This window comes from Bacillus sp. BSL6 (assembly GCF_052928345.1).
The window spans coordinates 295,574-316,489 of the sequence record NZ_JAVGCW010000003.1 but is presented as its reverse complement, the minus strand read 5'-3'; the positions used below and the strand labels follow the sequence as shown (position 1 = coordinate 316,489).

Annotated in this window: 18 protein-coding genes; 5 read left to right on the top strand and 13 right to left on the bottom strand. The window is 36.0% G+C overall.

The genetic code is table 11. The annotated features are described in order from the left end of the window. Positions 1-140 precede the first annotated feature (140 nt). From RCJ96_RS12630 to moaA, 8 genes are all read right to left on the bottom strand, one after another. Positions 141-1,058: an AEC family transporter gene (locus RCJ96_RS12630; protein ID WP_416503765.1), complete on the bottom strand. Its 918-nt coding sequence runs from the start codon at positions 1,056-1,058 to the stop codon at positions 141-143. A gap of 611 nt (positions 1,059-1,669) precedes the next feature. Next, positions 1,670-1,867 (bottom strand): PspC domain-containing protein, encoded by a 198-nt coding sequence (locus RCJ96_RS12625; protein WP_000737852.1) that lies wholly within the window; start codon positions 1,865-1,867, stop codon positions 1,670-1,672. Positions 1,868-2,123: 256 nt separating this feature from the next. Next, positions 2,124-3,293, bottom strand: coding sequence for a nitrate transporter NarK (gene narK, locus RCJ96_RS12620; RefSeq protein WP_000841850.1), 1,170 nt, complete (start codon positions 3,291-3,293; stop codon positions 2,124-2,126). An 80-nt stretch (positions 3,294-3,373) separates the two neighbouring features. Next, complete coding sequence (moaD, locus tag RCJ96_RS12615) at positions 3,374-3,607, bottom strand: molybdopterin converting factor subunit 1 (RefSeq protein WP_270794920.1); 234 nt, start codon at positions 3,605-3,607, stop codon at positions 3,374-3,376. After that, positions 3,604-4,074, bottom strand: a complete 471-nt coding sequence (locus RCJ96_RS12610) for a molybdenum cofactor biosynthesis protein MoaE (RefSeq protein WP_416503763.1) — start codon at positions 4,072-4,074, stop codon at positions 3,604-3,606. The genes moaD and RCJ96_RS12610 overlap by 4 nt, the downstream gene beginning before the upstream one ends. 44 nt (positions 4,075-4,118) lie before the next feature. Further along, on the bottom strand, positions 4,119-5,408 hold the full coding sequence (locus RCJ96_RS12605; RefSeq protein ID WP_416503761.1) for a molybdopterin molybdotransferase MoeA: 1,290 nt from the start codon (positions 5,406-5,408) through the stop codon (positions 4,119-4,121). Between the two features lie 42 nt (positions 5,409-5,450). Continuing rightward, positions 5,451-6,464, bottom strand: a complete 1,014-nt coding sequence (locus tag RCJ96_RS12600; RefSeq protein WP_270794922.1) for a molybdopterin-synthase adenylyltransferase MoeB — start codon at positions 6,462-6,464, stop codon at positions 5,451-5,453. Positions 6,465-6,481: 17 nt separating this feature from the next. Next, complete coding sequence (moaA, locus tag RCJ96_RS12595; RefSeq protein WP_270794923.1) at positions 6,482-7,495, bottom strand: GTP 3',8-cyclase MoaA; 1,014 nt, start codon at positions 7,493-7,495, stop codon at positions 6,482-6,484. A gap of 278 nt (positions 7,496-7,773) precedes the next feature. Between moaA and RCJ96_RS12590 the strand changes: the two genes are divergently transcribed. Beyond that, entirely contained in the window at positions 7,774-8,466 is a 693-nt protein-coding gene (locus RCJ96_RS12590; protein WP_000013859.1) for a Crp/Fnr family transcriptional regulator, read from the top strand. Between the two features lie 93 nt (positions 8,467-8,559). Here RCJ96_RS12590 and narI read toward each other — a convergent pair whose 3' ends face one another. The 4 genes from narI to RCJ96_RS12570 are packed head-to-tail and all read right to left on the bottom strand — an operon-like array spanning position 8,560 to position 14,965. Then, positions 8,560-9,249 carry a respiratory nitrate reductase subunit gamma gene (gene narI / locus RCJ96_RS12585; protein WP_074606041.1) on the bottom strand — a complete coding sequence of 230 codons (690 nt, stop codon included), beginning with the start codon at positions 9,247-9,249 and terminating at the stop codon, positions 8,560-8,562. 17 nt (positions 9,250-9,266) lie between these two features. After that, positions 9,267-9,797 (bottom strand): nitrate reductase molybdenum cofactor assembly chaperone, encoded by a 531-nt coding sequence (narJ, locus tag RCJ96_RS12580; RefSeq protein WP_074606039.1) that lies wholly within the window; start codon positions 9,795-9,797, stop codon positions 9,267-9,269. A 19-nt stretch (positions 9,798-9,816) separates the two neighbouring features. Further along, positions 9,817-11,292 carry a nitrate reductase subunit beta gene (narH, locus tag RCJ96_RS12575; protein ID WP_270794924.1) on the bottom strand — a complete coding sequence of 492 codons (1,476 nt, stop codon included), beginning with the start codon at positions 11,290-11,292 and terminating at the stop codon, positions 9,817-9,819. Continuing rightward, the gene (locus tag RCJ96_RS12570; protein WP_416503758.1) at positions 11,282-14,965 is read right to left on the bottom strand and encodes a nitrate reductase subunit alpha; all 3,684 of its coding nucleotides are present in this window, start codon (positions 14,963-14,965) and stop codon (positions 11,282-11,284) included. The genes narH and RCJ96_RS12570 overlap by 11 nt, the downstream gene beginning before the upstream one ends. A 468-nt stretch (positions 14,966-15,433) precedes the next feature. Between RCJ96_RS12570 and RCJ96_RS12565 the strand changes: the two genes are divergently transcribed. Genes RCJ96_RS12565 through RCJ96_RS12555 form a run of 3 tightly spaced genes read left to right on the top strand, consistent with a single transcriptional unit; the run spans position 15,434 to position 19,835 of the window. Next, the gene (locus tag RCJ96_RS12565) at positions 15,434-16,396 is read left to right on the top strand and encodes an AAA family ATPase (protein WP_074606033.1); all 963 of its coding nucleotides are present in this window, start codon (positions 15,434-15,436) and stop codon (positions 16,394-16,396) included. Continuing rightward, complete coding sequence (locus RCJ96_RS12560; protein ID WP_416503756.1) at positions 16,396-17,610, top strand: DUF58 domain-containing protein; 1,215 nt, start codon at positions 16,396-16,398, stop codon at positions 17,608-17,610. Before RCJ96_RS12565 ends, RCJ96_RS12560 begins: the two co-directional genes overlap by 1 nt. Then, complete coding sequence (locus RCJ96_RS12555) at positions 17,607-19,835, top strand: transglutaminase TgpA family protein (protein ID WP_416503754.1); 2,229 nt, start codon at positions 17,607-17,609, stop codon at positions 19,833-19,835. The genes RCJ96_RS12560 and RCJ96_RS12555 overlap by 4 nt, the downstream gene beginning before the upstream one ends. Before the next feature lie 83 nt (positions 19,836-19,918). Here RCJ96_RS12555 and bsaA read toward each other — a convergent pair whose 3' ends face one another. After that, positions 19,919-20,401, bottom strand: coding sequence for a glutathione peroxidase (gene bsaA / locus RCJ96_RS12550; RefSeq protein ID WP_000219438.1), 483 nt, complete (start codon positions 20,399-20,401; stop codon positions 19,919-19,921). Between the two features lie 225 nt (positions 20,402-20,626). Here bsaA and RCJ96_RS12545 point away from each other — a divergent pair, with 225 nt between their 5' ends. Continuing rightward, positions 20,627-20,836 (top strand): DUF3925 family protein, encoded by a 210-nt coding sequence (locus RCJ96_RS12545; RefSeq protein WP_000844977.1) that lies wholly within the window; start codon positions 20,627-20,629, stop codon positions 20,834-20,836. Positions 20,837-20,916: the final 80 nt, after the last annotated feature.

The following is a 20,916-nucleotide window of genomic DNA, read 5'->3' as shown; positions in this document are numbered from 1 at the left end:
TCCTTTTTTGAATTAAACCGCTTAATTATCAGACATGATACAATTGTAAACGACACCTAATATATGAAAGACTGCTTTTTCTCATATCGATCCCCTTCCATCACTCGCCACCTCAAATCTATTCGTTTTTGCATGTAAATTCAAAACAAAATATATGACAAATAAATAACGACAGTTACTGTAACAATACTAAAAAGTGTTGAAAATAAAACGATTTGCGCATGTAGTTCAGGCTCTATTTGATACTCCATAGCAATGGTTGCTGTATTTCTTGAAGTAGGAAAAGAACTTGCAATAAATAATGATTGTGCAACAATACCATCAATCTTTAGTAGGTAGATCATGGTAAGTGCTACTAATGGCCCCATCAGTAACCTTCCAATTAAAGCCCATGTTATGACTCGATGGAAAAATTTAAGCTTAATGTTGGATAATTGCGCCCCTAGCAATATGAGTGCTATTGCAACAAAACCATTCGCAAGCTGATTAAGAGGTAGCAAGATAGAATTAGGTAATTGAATTGTAAAAGATTGAAAGAGAATCCCTAATACGAGCGCATGAAATACAGGCAGTCTTAGAAATGATTGAATAATACCTCCGATTGTTTTTGTTGCTGATAGTAAGTTATATATTCCATATGAATAGGTTAAAAGATTCTGGAAAATAACAATGAAAATCTGAATGGAAACCCCCACTGGATTGTGACTGAAAATCAATTGACTTACTGGTAATCCATAATTACCGGAATTCATTAACGAAATGCTATTTTTTAGAGCTGCACTTTCTCCTTTTTCTAACCTTAATATTTTTGAAATAAAATGACTTACTATGATCAGACTTAGACTGTAAAGCATTAAATAGTATATTATCTGGAGCAACAAATCTATTTCTATACGAATATCATATATATTCACAAATACAGCCGCAGGCATCAAGCAATAAGTAATAAGTGTAGATAGTTGCTTTAAGTCAAATTGAAACTTTCTTTGTAAGATTGCACCAATTAGCATCAATATTAATATCGGTAATATTACGTCTAATATAATAAAAACAAACATTTACAACCTCATTCTACATATATTTTAGTTGGATTAAACACTTTACTACATATGGACCACATTTAATTCATCGGAAAACACATTCAGTTCTCAATAATCAGAAAAAAACACTTATTTTATTTCCCTCCCCTCTCTTTTCTTTAACATAACAAATATGAGCCATAAAGAAAATTATGGATTATTTATAGAAATTTATAATTTTATCTTATCGAACTGAACTGTATTCTTTAGTTTAAGTATACTTTTTCACAATACCCATTAGCCTTATCAAAAAGCTGGTTCTAATAAAATATGAAGTTTTTTCTTGTTATAGATACCGTCATATGTTTTTTAAAATTCCGAGGAATTTCAATTTTTATATTTCTTGATATAGATTGATAGATATTCTTTAGAAAGGAGTGACTATTAATCGATTCATTAGCGATCAATAGTCATATCGTTTAATTCAAAAGTTATTGTTTTCATTCTCGATATATTCCGAATGTTTTATGAGGATGTTTCGTTTATTCATTTCAGTCTTATAACAATCGTACTGTTTCTTTTACTTTGGAAACTTTCAATAGACAAAAAACTGAGTTCTCGATTGTAGAATTAGATTTAAGGTCATACATTTATCCCTTAATTTCTTTATCTGTAGGCAAAACAATTGCAGCTATTATATAAATTAACACTGTAAATCCGCTAGTAAAAAAGGCTGATAATGCAGTTACTATGCGAAGGATACTAACATCAATTCCATACTTGTCACTTAAGCCACCTAACACACCTGATACTTGTTTATCTTGAGTGGACTTATATAACTTTTTCATCTAAACACCCCAATCCAATTAAATATTTGCTTTCTAAAAATTAGTTTAATCTTTGTGCTTGAACTAACCTGCCCTTTAATTGAATAACATCTGATATCTATATTTTAACATAAAATCCCATTACTCTTCTGTTTTTCATTTTAAAACCACATTATTTTAGAAAACAAACGTTCGTTAAGATATCAATAGAAAACATGTTGAAGCCTATTACTAAAAGAACCATCCCAAAATACTTTGGGACGGTTCTTTTTCCTTATTAATGATTCTTTAACATCACTAAGAGTTTCTCCTGGCTATACATCCATACTGTAATAATTAAACAAGCAAGTGCGACTTCTGATAACGCCATAAATCCAATTGCATAATGACCTGTTAGTTGGAATAGTAATGTTAAAATTAATGGCGGGAAGAAGCCTCCTAGTCCACCTAAAGCTGAAACGAGTCCGTTTACAATACCAGCTTGTTCAGAGAAGTACATTGGAACGAGTTTGAAGATTGTACCATTACCGATACCTGCACAAAATGCGACAAGTAGGCAACCAAATGTATATACGTTCATGCTAGGCATAAATGATAAAATAATACCTGAAAGTGTTAAACCGATAAATACGAAGATTAATATTTTAAATGGATTAAATTTGTCACCGAGCCAACCACCAATCGGACGCATAATTGTTGCGAGTACGATGAATCCGGCTGTCCGTATACCTGCATCTACTTTCTCTAATCCGAAATGAGATACTAAAAAGTTTGGTAAATATACTGTAAATGCAACAAATGATCCGAAAGTTAAAAAGTAAAAGATACATAAAAACCAAAGTTTCTCATTTTTATATACACCTTTTATTTGTTCCATTAGTGGTGTATTCACTTTTTTCTCTTTACGATCACCTAATAAAAAGTTCATAAGTGCAAACGCTGCAAGTAAAACTAAATAACATTGTACTGTCGTTCTCCAGCCAACTGAAGTTGCGATAACAGGCGCTAAAAATGAAGTAATTGCTGTTCCAGCGTTACCGACACCGTAAATACCATTTACAAAACCATGACTCTCTTTTGGAAAGTATTTTGGTAAAGAAGTTACTCCTACAGAGAATACAGCACCACCGATTCCTACAAATAATCCACCAATAATTAAATCCATCATAGAATTGGCAACACTAATATAAAAAACAGGAAATAATAATAGAATAAAACTAATAAAGAATAATTTTCTTGCTCCGAAACGATTTGTCCAATAACCAATTGGAATGCGAAGAACAGAACCTAAAATAACGGGTACTGCTGTTACCATAGAAATTTGTCCCGCAGTTAATGGGATATCCACTTTAATATAGGGCATTAATGATGATAAAATAACCCACACCATAAAACCGATAATTAGATTAGAAGTTTGTAAACTTAATTGAAAATTAGGACTTTTCATCCTGTTCCCTCCTATGTATACGTAGTTATATTCATTCCCTCCAGCCTAATCACGTTCTTACATGATTAGGCTGAAAAGAATCAACCACCACTTACTGGCGGAATCATTGCTACGACATCGCCAGTTTGAATGCTGTCATCCTCATTTGCGTATTCTTCATTTATTGCGACCATAATCTCGTTTGAAATTGCTACATTATATTCCTTAATCAGAACTTCCTTCAGCTTCGCGACTGTAATATTTTCACAATCTATGTGTAATGCTGGCTTACTTACTTCTTCTTGTAAATGTGCAAATAATAGTACTTCAATCAAATTCTCATCTCCTTTCCAGGCTCGCCATTACCATATGCTGTTTTCTCTAACTGATCGCCTATCCACGACTCACCATCTTCCCAAAACTCTTTTTTCCATATCGGAACAATTTGTTTTATACGTTCCATAATATATTCATTCGCCTCATAAGCAGCTTTCCGATGCGGTGTAGCAACAGCAACGACAACAGCCAAATCAGAAATTTGTAACGTACCAATGCGATGTGTAATTGCCACATATGTTCCAGGCCATTTCTCCCCTACTTCGGTACCAATTTTCTCAAGCTGTTTCTCCGCCATTGTTTTATAAGCTACATAATCTAAATAAAGCGTACGACGGCCTTTCGTAAATTCTCTAACAGTGCCAATAAAAGTAGTAACCGCACCACACTCACGCCGAATTACTTTGTTTGTCACTTCTTCAATTGATATAGGTGTATCTATTACTTCATAATACGTATGTGTCATTTCGCACCTCTTATCTTTGTATAAATTAGCAACCTATTTTTCTATTATTTGTATGAACGAAACAATTCTTTCCATGGCCATTCACTTCCGTTGGTTGATTCTAATAACAGTACCGAAACAGTAATTCCAGCTTTAAATCCTCTCGTTCCCCCTGGCAAAACGATAAATGCATTCGCTTCTGCAAGTGAAGAAATTGCGCTAGATTTATCTAAACCAACTGGTGTAACTTGCAATTGACCATCTACAATTTCTACTCTCCCTCTTACAAATCGAGTAAACGGATTTGCTTTCGGAAAGTCTTTTTGTAAAATTGCCTCTGCACGAAATACGTGCGAATCTTTTCTATGCAAGTATGTTCCAATGACTGGTCTAACATATAATTCACAACCGACATAACAAGCTGAAGGATTACCAGATAAACCAAATAGTAGTTTTCCTTCTACCTCAGCTACAGTTGTCACACTTCCTGGTCGCATCGCTATTTTGTTAAAAAGTACATTAGCTTGTAATCTCTCATAAATAGCAGGCAAATAGTCATAGTCTCCTACTGAAACGCCACCAGTCGTAATTAAAATATCAACTTCTTTTATCGCCTTTTTTACATTGTTATAACACGTCTCAAAATCGTCAACGAATTGTCCATAATACCGTACAACTCCGCCCGCTCGTTCAATTTGCGCTGCTATCATATAGGAGTTACTATTTCGAATCTTCCCTGCCTTTAATTGTTCATGTACTTCAAGCAGTTCGCTACCCGTCGTTACTATTCCAATAATCGGCTGTTTTACAACATGTACGGAACTATAACCAAACGTAGCAAGAAGTGCTGCAACTCCAGGATTAATAACAGTCCCTTTTTTCACAAGGATAGTATTTTGTTTTACATCTTCACCTTTAAAAGAAATGTTATCACCAGCTGCGAAACAGCGTTTTAATGTCATATAAGTCCTTTCATTTTTTTCAAATCCTTCCGTTAGTTCTAACATAACAACCGCATTACACCCTCTCGGAATTGCGGCTCCTGTCATAATACGGACAGCTTGAAATGCTTTCACTTCTTCTGTAAAGACAAAACCTGCTCCAATTTCGCCAATCACTTCAAACTGAATGGGATTACTGCTACTGGCTTCTTTTGTATCTTCTGCTCGAATCGCAAATCCGTCGTATGGAGAGCGATTGAAATGCGGGACATCATGATCTGCAATAACATCTTTTCCAAGTGTTCTACCGTAGCTTTCTATAAGAGAAACCTTTTCTATTTCACCTTGGTAAGCATATTCCATTACACGCGCAACTGCTTCTGCCACTGGAATTGGTATACGTTTTTCTAACATTCTTTTTCACCTCGTTTTAATAAACTGAAACTCTCTTTCTCTTCATCCTATATATTTTGCGTATATTTGTTTTGCTATTTTCACATCATTTGTCCCATGAATAAATGCCCTACCATCTGTAAATAAAACGAAACGATATTCATCAATTAGAAATGATAGTAAGTACGGCGTTTTTTGGACATGTACACTTTTTTGTAATCGTTTTTGAATTTCGTTTAAATTTAGAAATCCCTTTATTCCTGGACGGATTTGAACTGTATTCCGCCCGCATAACACTTCCGTTTTCATCTGCGCTTCAAATGTTAAACTTGGATACGTTCGTGTATTTCCGCAAGATGGACATGTACTTTTTTTCTGTCTATTTACTTTTAATGAGAGGTATTGATTGTTCCAAATATCAAATGATAGCATTGTTCCTCGCAGCGTATCAAAATCATCCACCAATATTTTCATCGCCTCTGTCACTTGGTGAGCAACAACCATCTGTACAGCTGGCTTAATGATTCCGGCTGTATCGCATGTTGCACCGCCCATCGGATGATCCATTAGACAGCGAAAACATGGTGTTTTCCCGGGAAGAATTGTGTACGTTACACCGTAACTTCCAACGCATCCACCGTATATCCAAGGTATATTTTCTTTTTGTGAAATATCATTTATAAGTAGACGCGTATCAAAGTTGTCAGTCGCATCTAATATGAGATCCACTTCTTTCGTTAACTCCTCCATTTCTTGCATTGTGACATCCGTTACAACTGGTACAATTTCCACCTCAGAATTAATCTTTCTTACATGTTCCGCCGCTGCAATTGCTTTTGGTTTGCATTGTTTTGCATCTTCTTCTGTATATAACTGTTGCCGCTGTAAATTACTCCATTCGACATAGTCACGATCGGCAATTGTCAATTTCCCAATTCCCATCCGAATGAGCGCTTCTGCATTCGCAGCTCCTAGTGCCCCTGCACCAATTAAGAGCACATGCTTTTCCCTTATTTTCCTTTGTCCCATTTCACCTATTCCAGAAAACAATACTTGTCTTGAATATCGCTCTTGCATAGGAAAACCTCCTTTCACTATCCGCCAATGTAAGACATTTCAACTTTTTGACGTTTATTTGTGCTTTCCGCCGTTCTTTCATCTGAATATCGATCTGTTCTAAACCCCCATGTATGTTTGAGAATTTGTAGTAGTGAAGCATCCGAAATATTTTCTCTAAGAAGCGTTCGTAAGTCTGTTCCTTTCGTTCCAAATAGACACGTAAAAAACTTGCCGTCTGCCGAAATACGGGCTCTCGTACAAGAAGAACAAAATGACTCAGAAACAGAAGTAATAAATCCAACCTCTGCATTACTTCCTACATATCGATACACTTTCGCAACCTCTCCAAAGTAACGAGGTTTAACAGGCTCAATCGGATATACACGATTAATTTTCTCTATTAATTGTTCCTTCGTAATAACTTGTTCAAAGTTCCAGCCGTTCGTACTTCCTACATCCATAAACTCTATAAAACGGAGCTGAATTTCTTGTTCTTTAAAATAACGAGCCATAGGAAGAATTTGACTATCATTCATCCCTTTTTTTACGACCATATTTACCTTTACTTCTAATCCAGCAACCTTTGCTTCTTCCATTCCTTTTAATACTGGTTTTGTGCTTACATTTCGCCCATTAATTTTTTGGAAGACATAATCCTCTATCGCATCTAAACTAATATTTACACGTTTTAATCCCGCTTCTTTTAACGCCTTTGCTTGTTTTGCTAAATGAATACCGTTTGTTGTGAGCCCAATATCTTTTATGCCTTCTAGCTTTGCAAGTCTTTCAATTAATTTCGGTAAGTCTTTACGCAATAACGGTTCGCCGCCAGTAAGCCTAATTTTATTAACTCCCATACTTATAAATAATCTTGCTAATCTTTCTATTTCATCGAACGTTAATAAACACTCTTCCTGTAAAAAAGCATAATCAGCTCCGAACACTTCAGCAGGCATACAGTATGTGCACCTAAAATTACAACGATCAATAACCGAAATACGTAAATCTTGAAGTGGCCGCTTTAAAGAATCTTTCATTTTCTCGTGCATCTATATCCCTTCTTTTCTGCTGCAATCCTTAGTAAGCTTTCATTTTTTTATTTGCCTTTATTATAAAAAAGAAGCTACATATTCAATGTGACTTTTCTCACATTACTTTCCCCATTCAAAAATTTTTCACAAATCCGTTCGAATTTTGTTCACATATTCATCCACTATTCCTTACGGTCATTGAAATTTAACTTTATTTTTGAAATAGCTCTTGCATTTTCAGCATATTTACACTCAAAATAGGAATTGTATTGCTTATATGAAGAAAGGTGATTGCTGTGGCAAACAGTATGACATTATCTCAAGATTTAAAAGAATTACTTGCATCTGTTGAATATAAAATGCAGATAAAAAAAGGTAGTTTTATTTTTCAAGAAGGTATGGAGGCAACCGAACTCTATATCATCCACTCAGGAAAAGTACAAATTAGTAAACTTAGTGCTGACGGACAAGAACTAACACTTCGAATTTGTTCGGCATACGACATTATTGGAGAATTAACATTGTTCACGGATAATGCGAAGTATTTATTAAATTCAAAATGCCTTGAAGATGTTGAAGTAGGCGTTATAAAGCGTGAAGCGTTAGAAAAAGAATTACTCCAAAAACCAGCTCTTGTATTTGAATTTATGAAATGGATTAGTGAACATTTAAGAAGAATGCAAACGAAGTTCCGAGATTTAGTATTACACGGCAAAAAAGGTGCCCTATATTCTACTCTTATACGAATGACAAATAGTTACGGTGTATTAAAAGAAAATGGTATTCTCATCGATTTACCATTAACGAATCAAGAACTTGCTAATTTCTGTGCAACTTCACGAGAAAGTGTAAATCGAATGTTAAATGAACTAAAAAAGCAAGGTACAATTTCTATTCATAAAGGAAAGATTACAATCCACGATTTACAATTTTTAAAATGTGAAATTGCTTGTGAAGATTGTTCTGCTTCTGTTTGTAGTATCGATTAGCGTCTTATTTAGGTACTTATACTTATAAAGAAAGCCGAGGTCTCCAATTAGATCTCGGCTTTCTTTATAAATTACGAAACATATAAAACTAAATTATTTTTTCAATTCATTTGGAATACGTCTTCTGTAAATTACATAACTACGGCTTATATATTTAATTGGGGCACTAAATACATGTACTAGTCTAGTGAATGGCCATACTGCGAAAAGCCCCATTCCTGCAAGAATATGAATTTTAAACCACACTGGTACTTCCGTCATATATTCAACTTTCGGTTGGAAAATAAAGAGGCTTCGGAACCATGGACCGATTGTTGTACGATAATCAAATCCTTTTGAGTCGATATTTAAAAACGTTGAAGAAAGTCCTGCTAGCATTACGATAAGTAATAAAACAAGCGCAATATAATCTCCCTTTGTACTCGTTGCAATGATGCGTTTTACTGTTACGCGGCGGTACGTTAATATAATTAAACCTATGATAGAAGCAATACCTGCCGGAAGACCAAAACTAATTGCTACTACATGATACATATGCTCAGAAATACCTATGGAACGGTATACAGCTTCTGGAATTAATATCCCCATAACATGACCGCCAATTACGAACATAATCCCAAAGTGGAATAATAGACTTCCGATTCGGAGCATTTTCTTTTCTAATAGTTCACTAGATTTTGATGTCCATCCAAATTGATCATAGTTGTATCTAAAAATATGTCCACCGATAAAGATTGCAAAAATGATATAGGGAAACAACACCCATAGAAATTGATCCATCATTTTGACAACTCTCCTTTCTAATTTGTCTGTACACCCCATGTATCAATAGCGAGTAGAACAGCCGCAAGAATTGGTTCATACATACTATCAGCTTCTTTTAACTGAACGTGTAATGCTTGGATGTTCTCTTTGTATTTACTCATAATTGGTTCACTGTCTTGCTCATTTGCATTTGCAAAAAACTCTAGTAATAGCGGTAAATAATCAGGTAGTTCTTTATCTGTTACTTCAAAACCAGATTTTTTATACTGCTGTTTTAACTCTAGTAATTCAATACCTCTTTCCCTTTGTTCACCGGTGTTCATATACGTTAAATACATATTTGTCTTCTTACCGAAATCAAATGTATATACGTAACTATCAATGAGTTGATCGTTCGTTTTATCCAGTGCTTGTTTTATAAATGCTGTAAGTGAAGTTTTAACTTCTTCCTGTTCAATCGCTTCAATCTCTTCTTGCAATTCAGCTAAAGCTTCTCTCCACCCGAGTTCCGGGTAGGAGAGAAGGAATGAAGAACAAGAAAAAGCAATTTGTAGACTTTGTTTCATATTTTTCCGCCCCCATTATTTAAGAAATTGTCATGCAAGAGCCTGGACCACCTGCAAATGATAAACCACAGCTTCCTTGTTCATTGTATAAATCTGCAACTTGTTCGCGGTGAGACGTCGGGATAACAAAACGATCTTTATATTTTGCGATAGCAAGCAGACGATACATGTCTTCTACATCTTGTTTTGTTAAACCGAGTTCTTTTAATACCGCTTTATTTGGTTCTTTATTAATTTGAATTGCTCTCATATGTGTTCGCATAACAGCCATTTTTTTCAATGTAAGACGAATATGTGATTCATCTCCTGCAGTGAGTAGATTCGCTAAATATTGAATTGGAATACGCATATTATCGATAGCAGGGAAAATCTCTTCTGCTTGCCAGTTACTACCTTTCCCTTCCACCATATTCATAATTGGGCTAAGCGGTGGGATATACCAAACCATTGGCATTGTACGATACTCCGGATGAAGAGGTAGAGCAATTTTCCAATCGATAATCATTTTATAGATTGGTGACTGTTGTGCCGCTTTAATCCACTCTTCAGGAATGCCTTGTTTTATCGCTTCAGCTGCTACTTCTGGATCATTTGGATCTAAGAAAACAGTAAGCTGAGATTCGTATAAATCTTTTTCATTTTCAACTGAAGCTGCTTCTTTTACTTTGTCAGCGTCATATAGCATTACCCCAATATATCTGATACGTCCGACACATGTTTCCGAACAAATTGTTGGCATACCTGCTTCAATACGAGGGAAACACATTGTACATTTTTCCGCTTTATTCGTTTGCCAGTTAAAATACACTTTTTTATATGGGCAAGATGATACGCAGAATCTCCATGCACGACATGCATTTTGATCTACAAGAACAATCCCATCTTCTTCCCGTTTATACATCGCACCAGATGGACAAGACGATACGCAAGATGGATTCATACAATGTTCACATATGCGTGGTAAATACATCATAAAGACATTTTCAAAATCCGTTTTAATTTCTTCTTCCATTTTCTTTACGTTCGGATCTTGTAATCCTGTTATATGTCCACCAGCTAAATCATCTTCCCAGTTTGGACCCCATTCAATTTTTTCAATAAATTCACCTGTAATTGCTGATTTTGGACGAGCAACTGGCTGATGCTTACGCTGCGGACTATTTGTTAACGTTTCATAATCATAGTTCCAAGGTTCAAAGTAATCATCAATTGTTGGTTGATCTGGATTGTGAAAAATATTCATAAGACGCTTCATTTTCGAACCGGATTTCAGCTGAATTTCACCATTTTTCAATTCCCAGCCACCTTTATATTTCTCCTGATCTTCCCATTGCTTCGGATAACCAATACCAGGTTTCGTTTCTACGTTATTGAAATACATATATTCAGCACCTGGACGATTTGTCCAGGTGTTTTTGCACGTTACGCTACAAGTATGGCAGCCGATGCATTTATCTAGGTTCATTACCATTCCGACTTGTGCTTTAATCTTCAAGCCAATCTACCTCCTTCAGTTTGCGAATTACTACGTTTAAATCGCGCTGGTTCCCAGTTGGACCATAATAGTTAAATCCATAACTTAATTGACCGTATCCACCAATCATATGTGTTGGTTTCACGTGAATTCGAGTTGGACTATTATGCGTTCCCCCGCGATTACTTGTTAATTTCGTTCCAGGTACGTTAATGTGGCGATCTTGCGCATGGTGCATAAACGCCATTCCTCTCGGTATACGGTGCGTTACAACAGCACGTGCAACAACAACACCGTTACGGTTAAAGCACTCGATCCAATCATTATCCGCAACACCAGCTTCTTCAGCATCTTCTTTATTCATCCAAACGGTTGGACCACCTCTAAATAGCGTTAACATCGGTAATGAATCAAAGTACATACTATGAATGGACCACTTATTATGGGGTGTTAAATAGTTTAGTGTAATCTCTTTCCCTTCTACTTCAGGTCGTGATTTACGGAACGGTTTATGTTGCAGAATTGGTTTAAATGTCGCCATCGTTTCACCAAATTCTTTCATCATGTCATGATCTAAATAGAAAGATTGTCGTCCAGTGATTGTTCTCCAAGGGATGAGACGTTCCACATTTGTTGTAAACGGTGAGTAACGACGTCCACCTTTTTCTGAACCTGTAAAGGCCGGAGAAGTAATTACTGTTTTTGGTTGTGCTGTAATTTGTTCAAATGTGAAGCATTCTTCTTCACGTTCTTCTGCCAAATCACGTAGTTTTAAATCCGTTTGTTTTTCAAGTGCTTCCCATGCTTTTACAGCCATATGACCGTTTGTTGTAGAAGAAAGCGTTAATACCGCTTCAGCAGCATTGATTGCTTCTTTTATGTCTGGACAACCTTTCGCAATAGAATCTGTTTGAACAACTCCTAATCGGCTCTTTAATTGCTCATACTCTTTTTCCGCAGACCAAGAGATCCCTTTCGTACCAATCGGTTGTTTTCCGACATTCGGTCCAAGCGCAGTCATTTTGTCATAAATCGTTTTATAATCTCTTTCGACAACATGAATTTGTGGCATCGTTTTACCCGGGATTGGTTCACATTCACCTTTACTCCAATCTTTAATCTTGCCAAGTGGTTGCGCTAATTCTTGCGGTGTATCATGAAGAAGTGGTGTTGCAACAACTTCTTTCATTGGTTCAAGATCAATTTTCTTCGCTAAATCTGACACAGCTTTAGAAAGTGAAGTGAAAATGTCCCAATCAGAGCGTGCTTCCCACGGTGAACCGATTGCTGGATTAAAAGGATGCACAAATGGATGCATATCTGTACTACTTAAATCATGTTTTTCGTACCAAGTTGAAGCTGGTAATACGATATCAGAATAAAGCGCTGTTCCAGCCATACGGAAATCTAAATTAATAAGTAAATCAAGCTTCCCTTCTGGCGCTTCTTCATGCCACTTAATTTCTTCTGGTCGTAATGAATCACTATCGTCATTCATTAATCCGTTTGTTGTACCTAGTAAATGTTTTAAGAAATATTCGTGCCCTTTACCGGAACTTGAAATTAAGTTCGCACGCCATACGAATAAGTTGCGCGGGAAGTTATTTTTGTTATCTGGATCTTCAATCGCAAATTTCAGTTCTTTTTCTTTTAGTTTTTGTGCAACGTATTTTCCGATTTCTTCTTGTGTTGTTGCACCAGCAGCAACAGCTTCTTTATATAGTTCAATTCCATTTTTCTCGAATGTAGGATAAGAAGGTAACCAACCAAGTCGCGCCGCTAAAACGTTATAATCACCGTGGTGTTGATAACGAGAGTTTCCTTCCACTGGTGATGCTAAATGTCCAACTGATGTATCTTCATAGCGCCATTGATCTGTTACGAAATAGAAGAAAGATGTACCATTTTGTAATTTTGGTGGCCCTTGCCAATCTTTTGCCATCGCGATTGTTTGCCATCCTTCTGCTGGTCGTAATTTTTCTTGCCCAACGTAATGCGCCCAGCCACCGCCGTTTACACCTTGTGCTCCGACAAGAAGAACAAGATTTAAAACTGCGCGATAAATTGTATCAGAGTTAAACCAATGGTTAATACCAGCCCCGACAATAATCATTGAGCGACCGTTCGTATCAACAGCATTTTGTGCGAACTCACGAGCGATTTGAATGATTAGATCTCGTTTCACTCCCGTCATTTTCTCTTGCCATGCAGGTGTAAACGGCACGTCATCATTGAAGTCTTTCGGCTCTTGTCCACCAAGCCCTCGGTTCACACCGTAATTTGCTAACGTTAAGTCATATACAGTAGTAACGAACACTTCGCCCTCTTCTGTCATAACCTTTTTCACTGGAATTGTACGTTCTAATACTTTGTTTCCATTATCAGAGAAGTACGGGATTTGTACAGTTCCAACATAATCTTCCATTCCAAGTACAGAAAGACATGGATCAATCTTTTCGCCTGTTTCTTCATCTTCTAAACGTAAGTTCCATTTCTTTTCGTTATCCCAACGTGACCCCATTGTGCCGTGAGGTGTTGCAAAATCGTTCGTATTTTCATTCCAAAGTACAGGTTTCCATTCTCCTAACTTTGTTTCGCGTCCAATATCAGAAGCATTTAAGAATCGATCCGCAACGAATTGGTCTCCTTTTTGTTTCAATGTAACGAAGAAAGGAAAATCAGTATATTGCTTCGCATACTTTGTGAAGTATTCTACTTGATTATCTACGTAAAATTCTTGTAAGATCACGTGCCCCATTGCCATCGCAAGTGCACCGTCTGTACCTTGTTTCACACTAATCCAATCATCTGCAAACTTTGTTGACTCAGCAAAATCAGGACTGACAGAAACGACTTTCGTTCCTTTATATCGAACCTCCGCTAAAAAGTGTGCATCTGGTGTTCTTGTCATCGGTACATTTGAACCCCATGTCATAATGTAACCAGAGTTATACCAGTCACTACTTTCTGGTACATCTGTTTGATCACCCCAAATTTGTGGAGAAGCTGGTGGTAAATCTGCGTACCAATCATAGAAACTAAGCATCGGTCCACCCATAAGTTGCATAAAGCGGCTGCCTGCAGCATGACTTAACATCGACATAGCTGGAATTGGTGAAAAGCCAACATTTCGGTCTGGACCGTATTTCATTACTGTATATAATAATGAAGCTGAAACGAGTTGTAACACTTCATCCCAATTCGCACGAACGAATCCCCCTTTACCACGTGCCTGCTTATACTTGCGTGCTTTTTCAGGGTTTTCCACAATACTTTTCCAAGCATCTAATGGTGACTCATTATTTTGTAATTCCTCTTGCCACATACTCCAAAGAACACCACGTACATACGGATATTTCACACGAAGTGGACTATAAATGTACCAAGAAAAACTCGCTCCACGTGGACATCCTCGTGGTTCAAAGTCAGGCATATCTGGGCCTGTTGTTGGATAGTTAAGCTCCTGTCCTTCCCAAGTTACAATTCCATCTTTCACATAAATGTTCCAACTACATGAACCAGTACAGTTCACGCCATGTGTAGAACGAATTACTTTATCATGCTGCCAACGCTTTCTGTACACATTTTCCCATTCACGATCTTCATATGTTTCTTGTGTATGATTATCGTTATAACGATCTATTGGTGAAAAATATTTTAAACGTCTCATTAGTGCTGAAGGTTTCTTCTTCATACTGTTCACTCCTTTAATACGTCTCTCTTACATACCCTTACTATAAGAGAGGTTGTAAAATACAGATGTGACATTTCGCACAGTTCAAGAGATTGTCAAAAATTCAGTAGAAAATAAGTTTGTGAGAAGACCTTTTGTTTTGTTATGAAGATTTATAGTAAATCTTGATTAATAGAAGAATAGTATTTTGAGGTATTGACTATTTTGCAAAAGAAAAACGTAGGAGAAACTCCTACGTTTTTCTTTATAAATATAGGAAACAGCCATTTGAATGCATTTATAAAACTAGAAATCATTATTTACCATATTGCCCTTAGTTACTGAAACAATTATACTAGATGTAATCAGAATAAATAATCTGAATATTCTCAGAATTAAAGGTAAGAGTTTTATACTCGCTCATAGAGAGGTACGTTCTATTTTCCACTAAATAGATTAGAAAACGATAATAACATTAGGAGGATTACGATGCACCAACTTGATTCATTACATCCCATTATAGAAAAAATAATTAACAATATTGAAAAATTAATGGTCGGAAAAAGAAAAGAAACGATTTTAGCTTTGACAGCTCTCTTAGCTGAAGGTCATGTACTATTAGAAGATGTTCCTGGCGTTGGGAAAACAATGTTAGTACGCGCTCTTTCTAAATCTATTGATGCTGATTACAAGCGAATTCAATTCACACCTGATTTACTGCCATCAGATGTAACAGGTGTTTCTATTTACAATCCGAAAGAGCTCCAATTCGAGTTCAAGCCTGGACCAATCATGGGAAATTTTATACTTGCTGATGAAATTAATCGTACATCTCCCAAAACACAATCTGCCTTACTTGAAAGTATGGAAGAAGGCAATATTACAATAGATGGTATGACAAGACCGTTACCAAAACCATTCTTTGTAATGGCTACACAAAATCCAGTCGAATATGAGGGAACATATCCTTTACCAGAAGCCCAGCTCGATCGTTTCTTATTGAAGCTAAAAATGGGATATCCTTCACCAGAAGAAGAATTTGAAGTTTTAAACCGGATGGAAAAAACAAATCCCCTCTCCCTTTTACAAGCTATTACTACAATAGAAGAATTACTTTATTTGCAACAAAGCGCACGGGAAATAAGCATGGACAAAGCAATCAAGCATTACATTGTAAAGCTTGTTAGTCAAACTCGCTCTTATAGTTCTATACAACTAGGTGCAAGTCCACGTGGCTCGATTGCTTTAATGAAAGCTTCACAAGCTTATGCATTCATCCATGGCAGAAATTATGTTATTCCAGACGATGTTAAATTTTTAGCTCCTTACGTGTTAGCTCACAGACTCATTCTAAAAATGGAAGCAAAATTTGAAGGAATAACAGGGGAACAAGTTATTTCAAAAATCGTTGCGCGAACTACCGTGCCGACTCAAAGGAAGATGAACCTTTGATGAAACGCATGCTACGAGCACTACATCACGTTTTGAAGTTATTACTAATCCCTTTATGCCTAGTGTTAACATTTGTGTACGCTATGCTTCAAGGAGGATTTGTAAGTTGGTTTTTATTTTACAGTATGGTTCCTATTGGCCTTTATTCACTATTATTCCCCTTCTACGCTTTACGGGGTGCTGAAGTAAAAAGAATAACAAATCAAAACGATTATGTAGCAGGAGAACGATTTGTAAGCACGATTACAATAAAAAGAAAATTTCCTTTCCCCTTACTTTATTTAGTTATAGAAGATGAACTGCCACCACACCTTACAAGTTGTAGACAAACAAAGATGAATAAAACAATACTCTTTCCAGGATTAAAACGAAATTTTTCGTTTCAATATGCAATTGACACAATCCCTAGAGGAGAGCACACTTTTTCAAGCATACGCGTCAAAACTGGTGATTTATTCGGTATGATGGAGAAAGAAGTAACTTTTTCAGTTCCGGATACATTTTTAGTCTATCCTCAGTATGTAGATATAACGTATCAGCAATTGGAAAACCATTTCGAGCAAGGAGCGCTCTCAGCAAATATAAATTTCACAAAAGACTCTACCATTTCTGTCGGTGTGAGAGACTATAAACCTGGTGACCGCTTTTCATGGATTGATTGGAAAGCAACTGCAAGAACAAACAACATTATGACGAAAGAGTTTGAACAACAGCGCAGCCATAATATTATGATATTCATAGACAGAACTGAGTCTCCTCTATTCGAATCAGTCGTCACATTTACTGCCTCTATTGTCAGGGCTGTATTGAAGCAAAATTCACCAGCGTCATTTGTGTCTGTCGGAAAAGAACGAACTTTTTTCCCTTTAGACAATGGAGATAGTCAGTTGCAGCAAATCTTTTGTCATTTAGCGAAAGTACAAGCGGACAGTGTATTCCCGCTCTCCCGGAGTGTAGAAATGGAATTAAGAAAAGTTTATGAGCCCGTAACAATTATACTCGTGACAAGCGATCTTTCTCCCGATATTCAAAAGGCAGCTGACTATGCCGCTATACAAAATAGAAAATTACTAGTTTTTATTGTAAAAGAAAAACCGAATCAACTCTCACATCGAGAACTCAGTGTTTTAGAAACTCTACAAAAACGAAAAATATTTGTAAATGTGGTTTATGAAAACCGATATACAAATGTGTTTTTTGAGGTGAGCAAATGACAACATTACAAACAAAATACAAATGGGATATGAGCAGATTCTTCATGCATGCATGCGCATTTCTACTTTTACTAGAATGGATACGACCCCTTATAGGTATTACAAACGTAGGTAGATTAGATATTTTCGTAATATTTATAGGAATTTGCTTCACACTCTCTTTTTTTCAAACAAAGTGGCAGATTCCGATAAAGATCGTGACAATTTTATTCATCATTCATCTCCTATATTATAAAAATATTTTTATAAATCCATCTTGGCTAACGAAATTTTTTACTGATATTTCTCGAAATTCCTCCCTGTTATTCCAGGGGAATTTGCTAGATATTTCTCCAGTTTTTCCAACCGTTTTATTTTTTCTATCATTTTGGTTTTTGAGTTCTTTCATCTCTTTTTGGTTGATTCATAAAAAGCGTGGATTGTTATTTCTTATATTGACTATTATTTATATCACAATTTTTCATAACTTACATTTATACAATGCAAACTACGCTATTATTCGTACCGTTGTCATCGGCTTTTTTATGCTTAGTCTTCTTCGCATAGAACGAATAAAAGAGAGTGAGCACTTACAAAATTATGCTAGAGAAATCTCAAAACTACTTAAACCTCTTACAATATTTATTGTATTGTCAGCAACCATCGCATACTTTGCGCCAAAATTTGGCCCTCAATGGCCAAACCCAATGGATTTTTTAAAATTCAACACATCCGAATCAAGTAAAAAACAAGAAGTTTCTAAAATTGGATATGGTCTAGATGACTCAAAATTAGGCGGTCCTTTTACGGCAGATCCTACAATTGTTTTTACAGCAGCAACACAAAACAAACAATATTGGAGAGTAGAAACAAAAGATTTTTATACAGGAAAAGGCTGGGAAGTTTCTGAAAAGCAACAGAAGGTTTCTTTTAAAAATAAAAACGACGTCGTGAGCTGGTACGAACAAAATACAAAAAAGGAGACAACTAAGGCAACAATCACCATGCAAAAAAGGTATCCTCACCTTACCTATCCAGCAGGGTTAGTATCAGTTGAGGCTTCTTCCGATGTATCATACAGCGTTGACCCATTTTCAGAAAAAATCTATACGATGGACGGAGACTCTTCTACTACTTTACATTCATATAAAGTAACATATGAGGTCCCGGAGTTTTCCATAGAAAACTTGAAAGCTGTAAAAACGAATGAAGGTCAAGAATCAAATCCTTATTTCATGACAAAGTACACGCAACTTCCCGAATCATTACCGCAGCGAGTAAGAGACTTAGCTGTAAGTCTAACAAAGGATAAAGACACCCGATACGATAAAGTATTAGCTATTGAAAACTATTTCACCGACCATTCTTTTATATATGAAACAACGAATGTCTCATTCCCTGCCAAAAACCAAGATTATGTAGATCAATTTCTTTTCGATACAAAAAGCGGCTACTGTAATAATTTCTCAACATCCATGATCGTGTTACTTCGTTCTGCTGGAATTCCCGCTCGCTGGGTAAAAGGTTATACAGAAGGAACTCTTGATAATACGCTGGTGGGTGCTGAAGGTGAGGATGTTTATAAAATCGCGAACGATAACGCACACTCTTGGGTCGAAGTATATTTCCCTGGATACGGATGGATTCCATTCGAACCAACAAAAGGATTTACGAATCCCTATAATTTCACAAATAATACTCCTGCTCCTACTTTACAAAATAGCGAAGATACTAATTCTCAAAACGCGCAAATGCATCAAAAAAACAATGAAGCAAAGCTCAAAAGTTTAATAGAAGATACAGAAGAAGCTTCTATTAAAAAGATTCCAAATTCTAAAAATGGATTTTCTTGGTGGTACGTATTCCTCTCTACAATACCGATTAGTATTATAGGATACATTCTATTCATCACTAGAATGAAATGGATTACGTTTTTTATCATTCATTTCTATAAATATCGAAAAGATGATGCCGTTTATACAAAAGCTTACGATTCTCTCCTAAAACAATTTGCGCGAATTGGTATACGACGAGACGAGAGTCAAACATTCCGAGAATATGCTCTCCATGTTGATACACTTTACAACTCGGCTGATATGCAACAACTTACTTTCAGTTATGAGAATGCTATGTATCAAAAAGGACAAGCCGCAGCAGAATGGAAAAAATCCGTACACTTATGGGAAGTGCTTATGAAAAAAGCTGCTTCTCCGCCTAAATCAAATGACTTCCATTCAGCGATTTAATATTGACAATATGAATGTAAATAAAATGCCTCAAAGAACAAAATAGTTCTTTGAGGCATTTTTTAATAAAGTGAAACTCCTAGTTATTCGCCAAGTACCTTCTCAATCTCAACCTCTAAATCCACCGGCTTCGTTTGCGGTGCAAAACGCCCTACTACTTTTCCGTCTTTTCCAATTAGAAATTTTGTAAAGTTCCATTTTACTGCTTTCATACCGAGTAAACCTGGTGCTTGTTCTGTCATGTATGTATACAGAGGATGAGCCTTATCACCTTTTACATCAATTTTTGCAAACATTGGGAAGTTTACACCGTAGTTTAATTCACAAAAGCTTGTAATATCTGCTTCTGTACCTGGTTCTTGTCCTCCGAATTGGTTACAAGGGAAACCGAGTATTTCAAGTCCTTGTTCTTTATATTTATCATATACTTCTTGTAATCCTTTATATTGCGGTGTAAACCCGCATTTACTAGCTACATTTACAATAAGAAGTACTTTTCCCTCATAATCTTTTAACGATTTTTCTTCACCTGTTATTGTTTTAGCTGAAAAATCATAAACTGTCATTGTCTTTGCCCCTCTCTTCACTATCATTCCATGTTTATACTATACTACATTCGTGAATTTACAGCTCTTATTACGTATTTTCTCCCCACGATTGTAAACGCTTTATTTCCGTTTGAAAATTCGACACAAATTACTAGACTTTTATGATGGAAAGTTTTACAATTAAATTGTGAACAAAATGTGACAGTTTATATTCTATTATTATAGAAAAGGATGGTGTTCAATATGAAAACTGCACAACATGAAACGATTTCAAATCGCGAGTTTTATTTCGTACTATATATGATGTTATTGTATGTGATTGGCTGGGTAATCGATGTAAATGGTTTATTTTTAAGCTCCTATTTTAATTTAGCTGGAGAAATTATGCTTCCATTAGTTGGCGGTATTGTTGGACTATTCGTTATGTCTATTAATAAACAACAAAAACAATAAGAACATTACAAAAAGGCAGAAGACGAAACTTTCGTTTTCTGCCTTTTTGTATTTTTGGCGTATAATAGTTACATACCGTA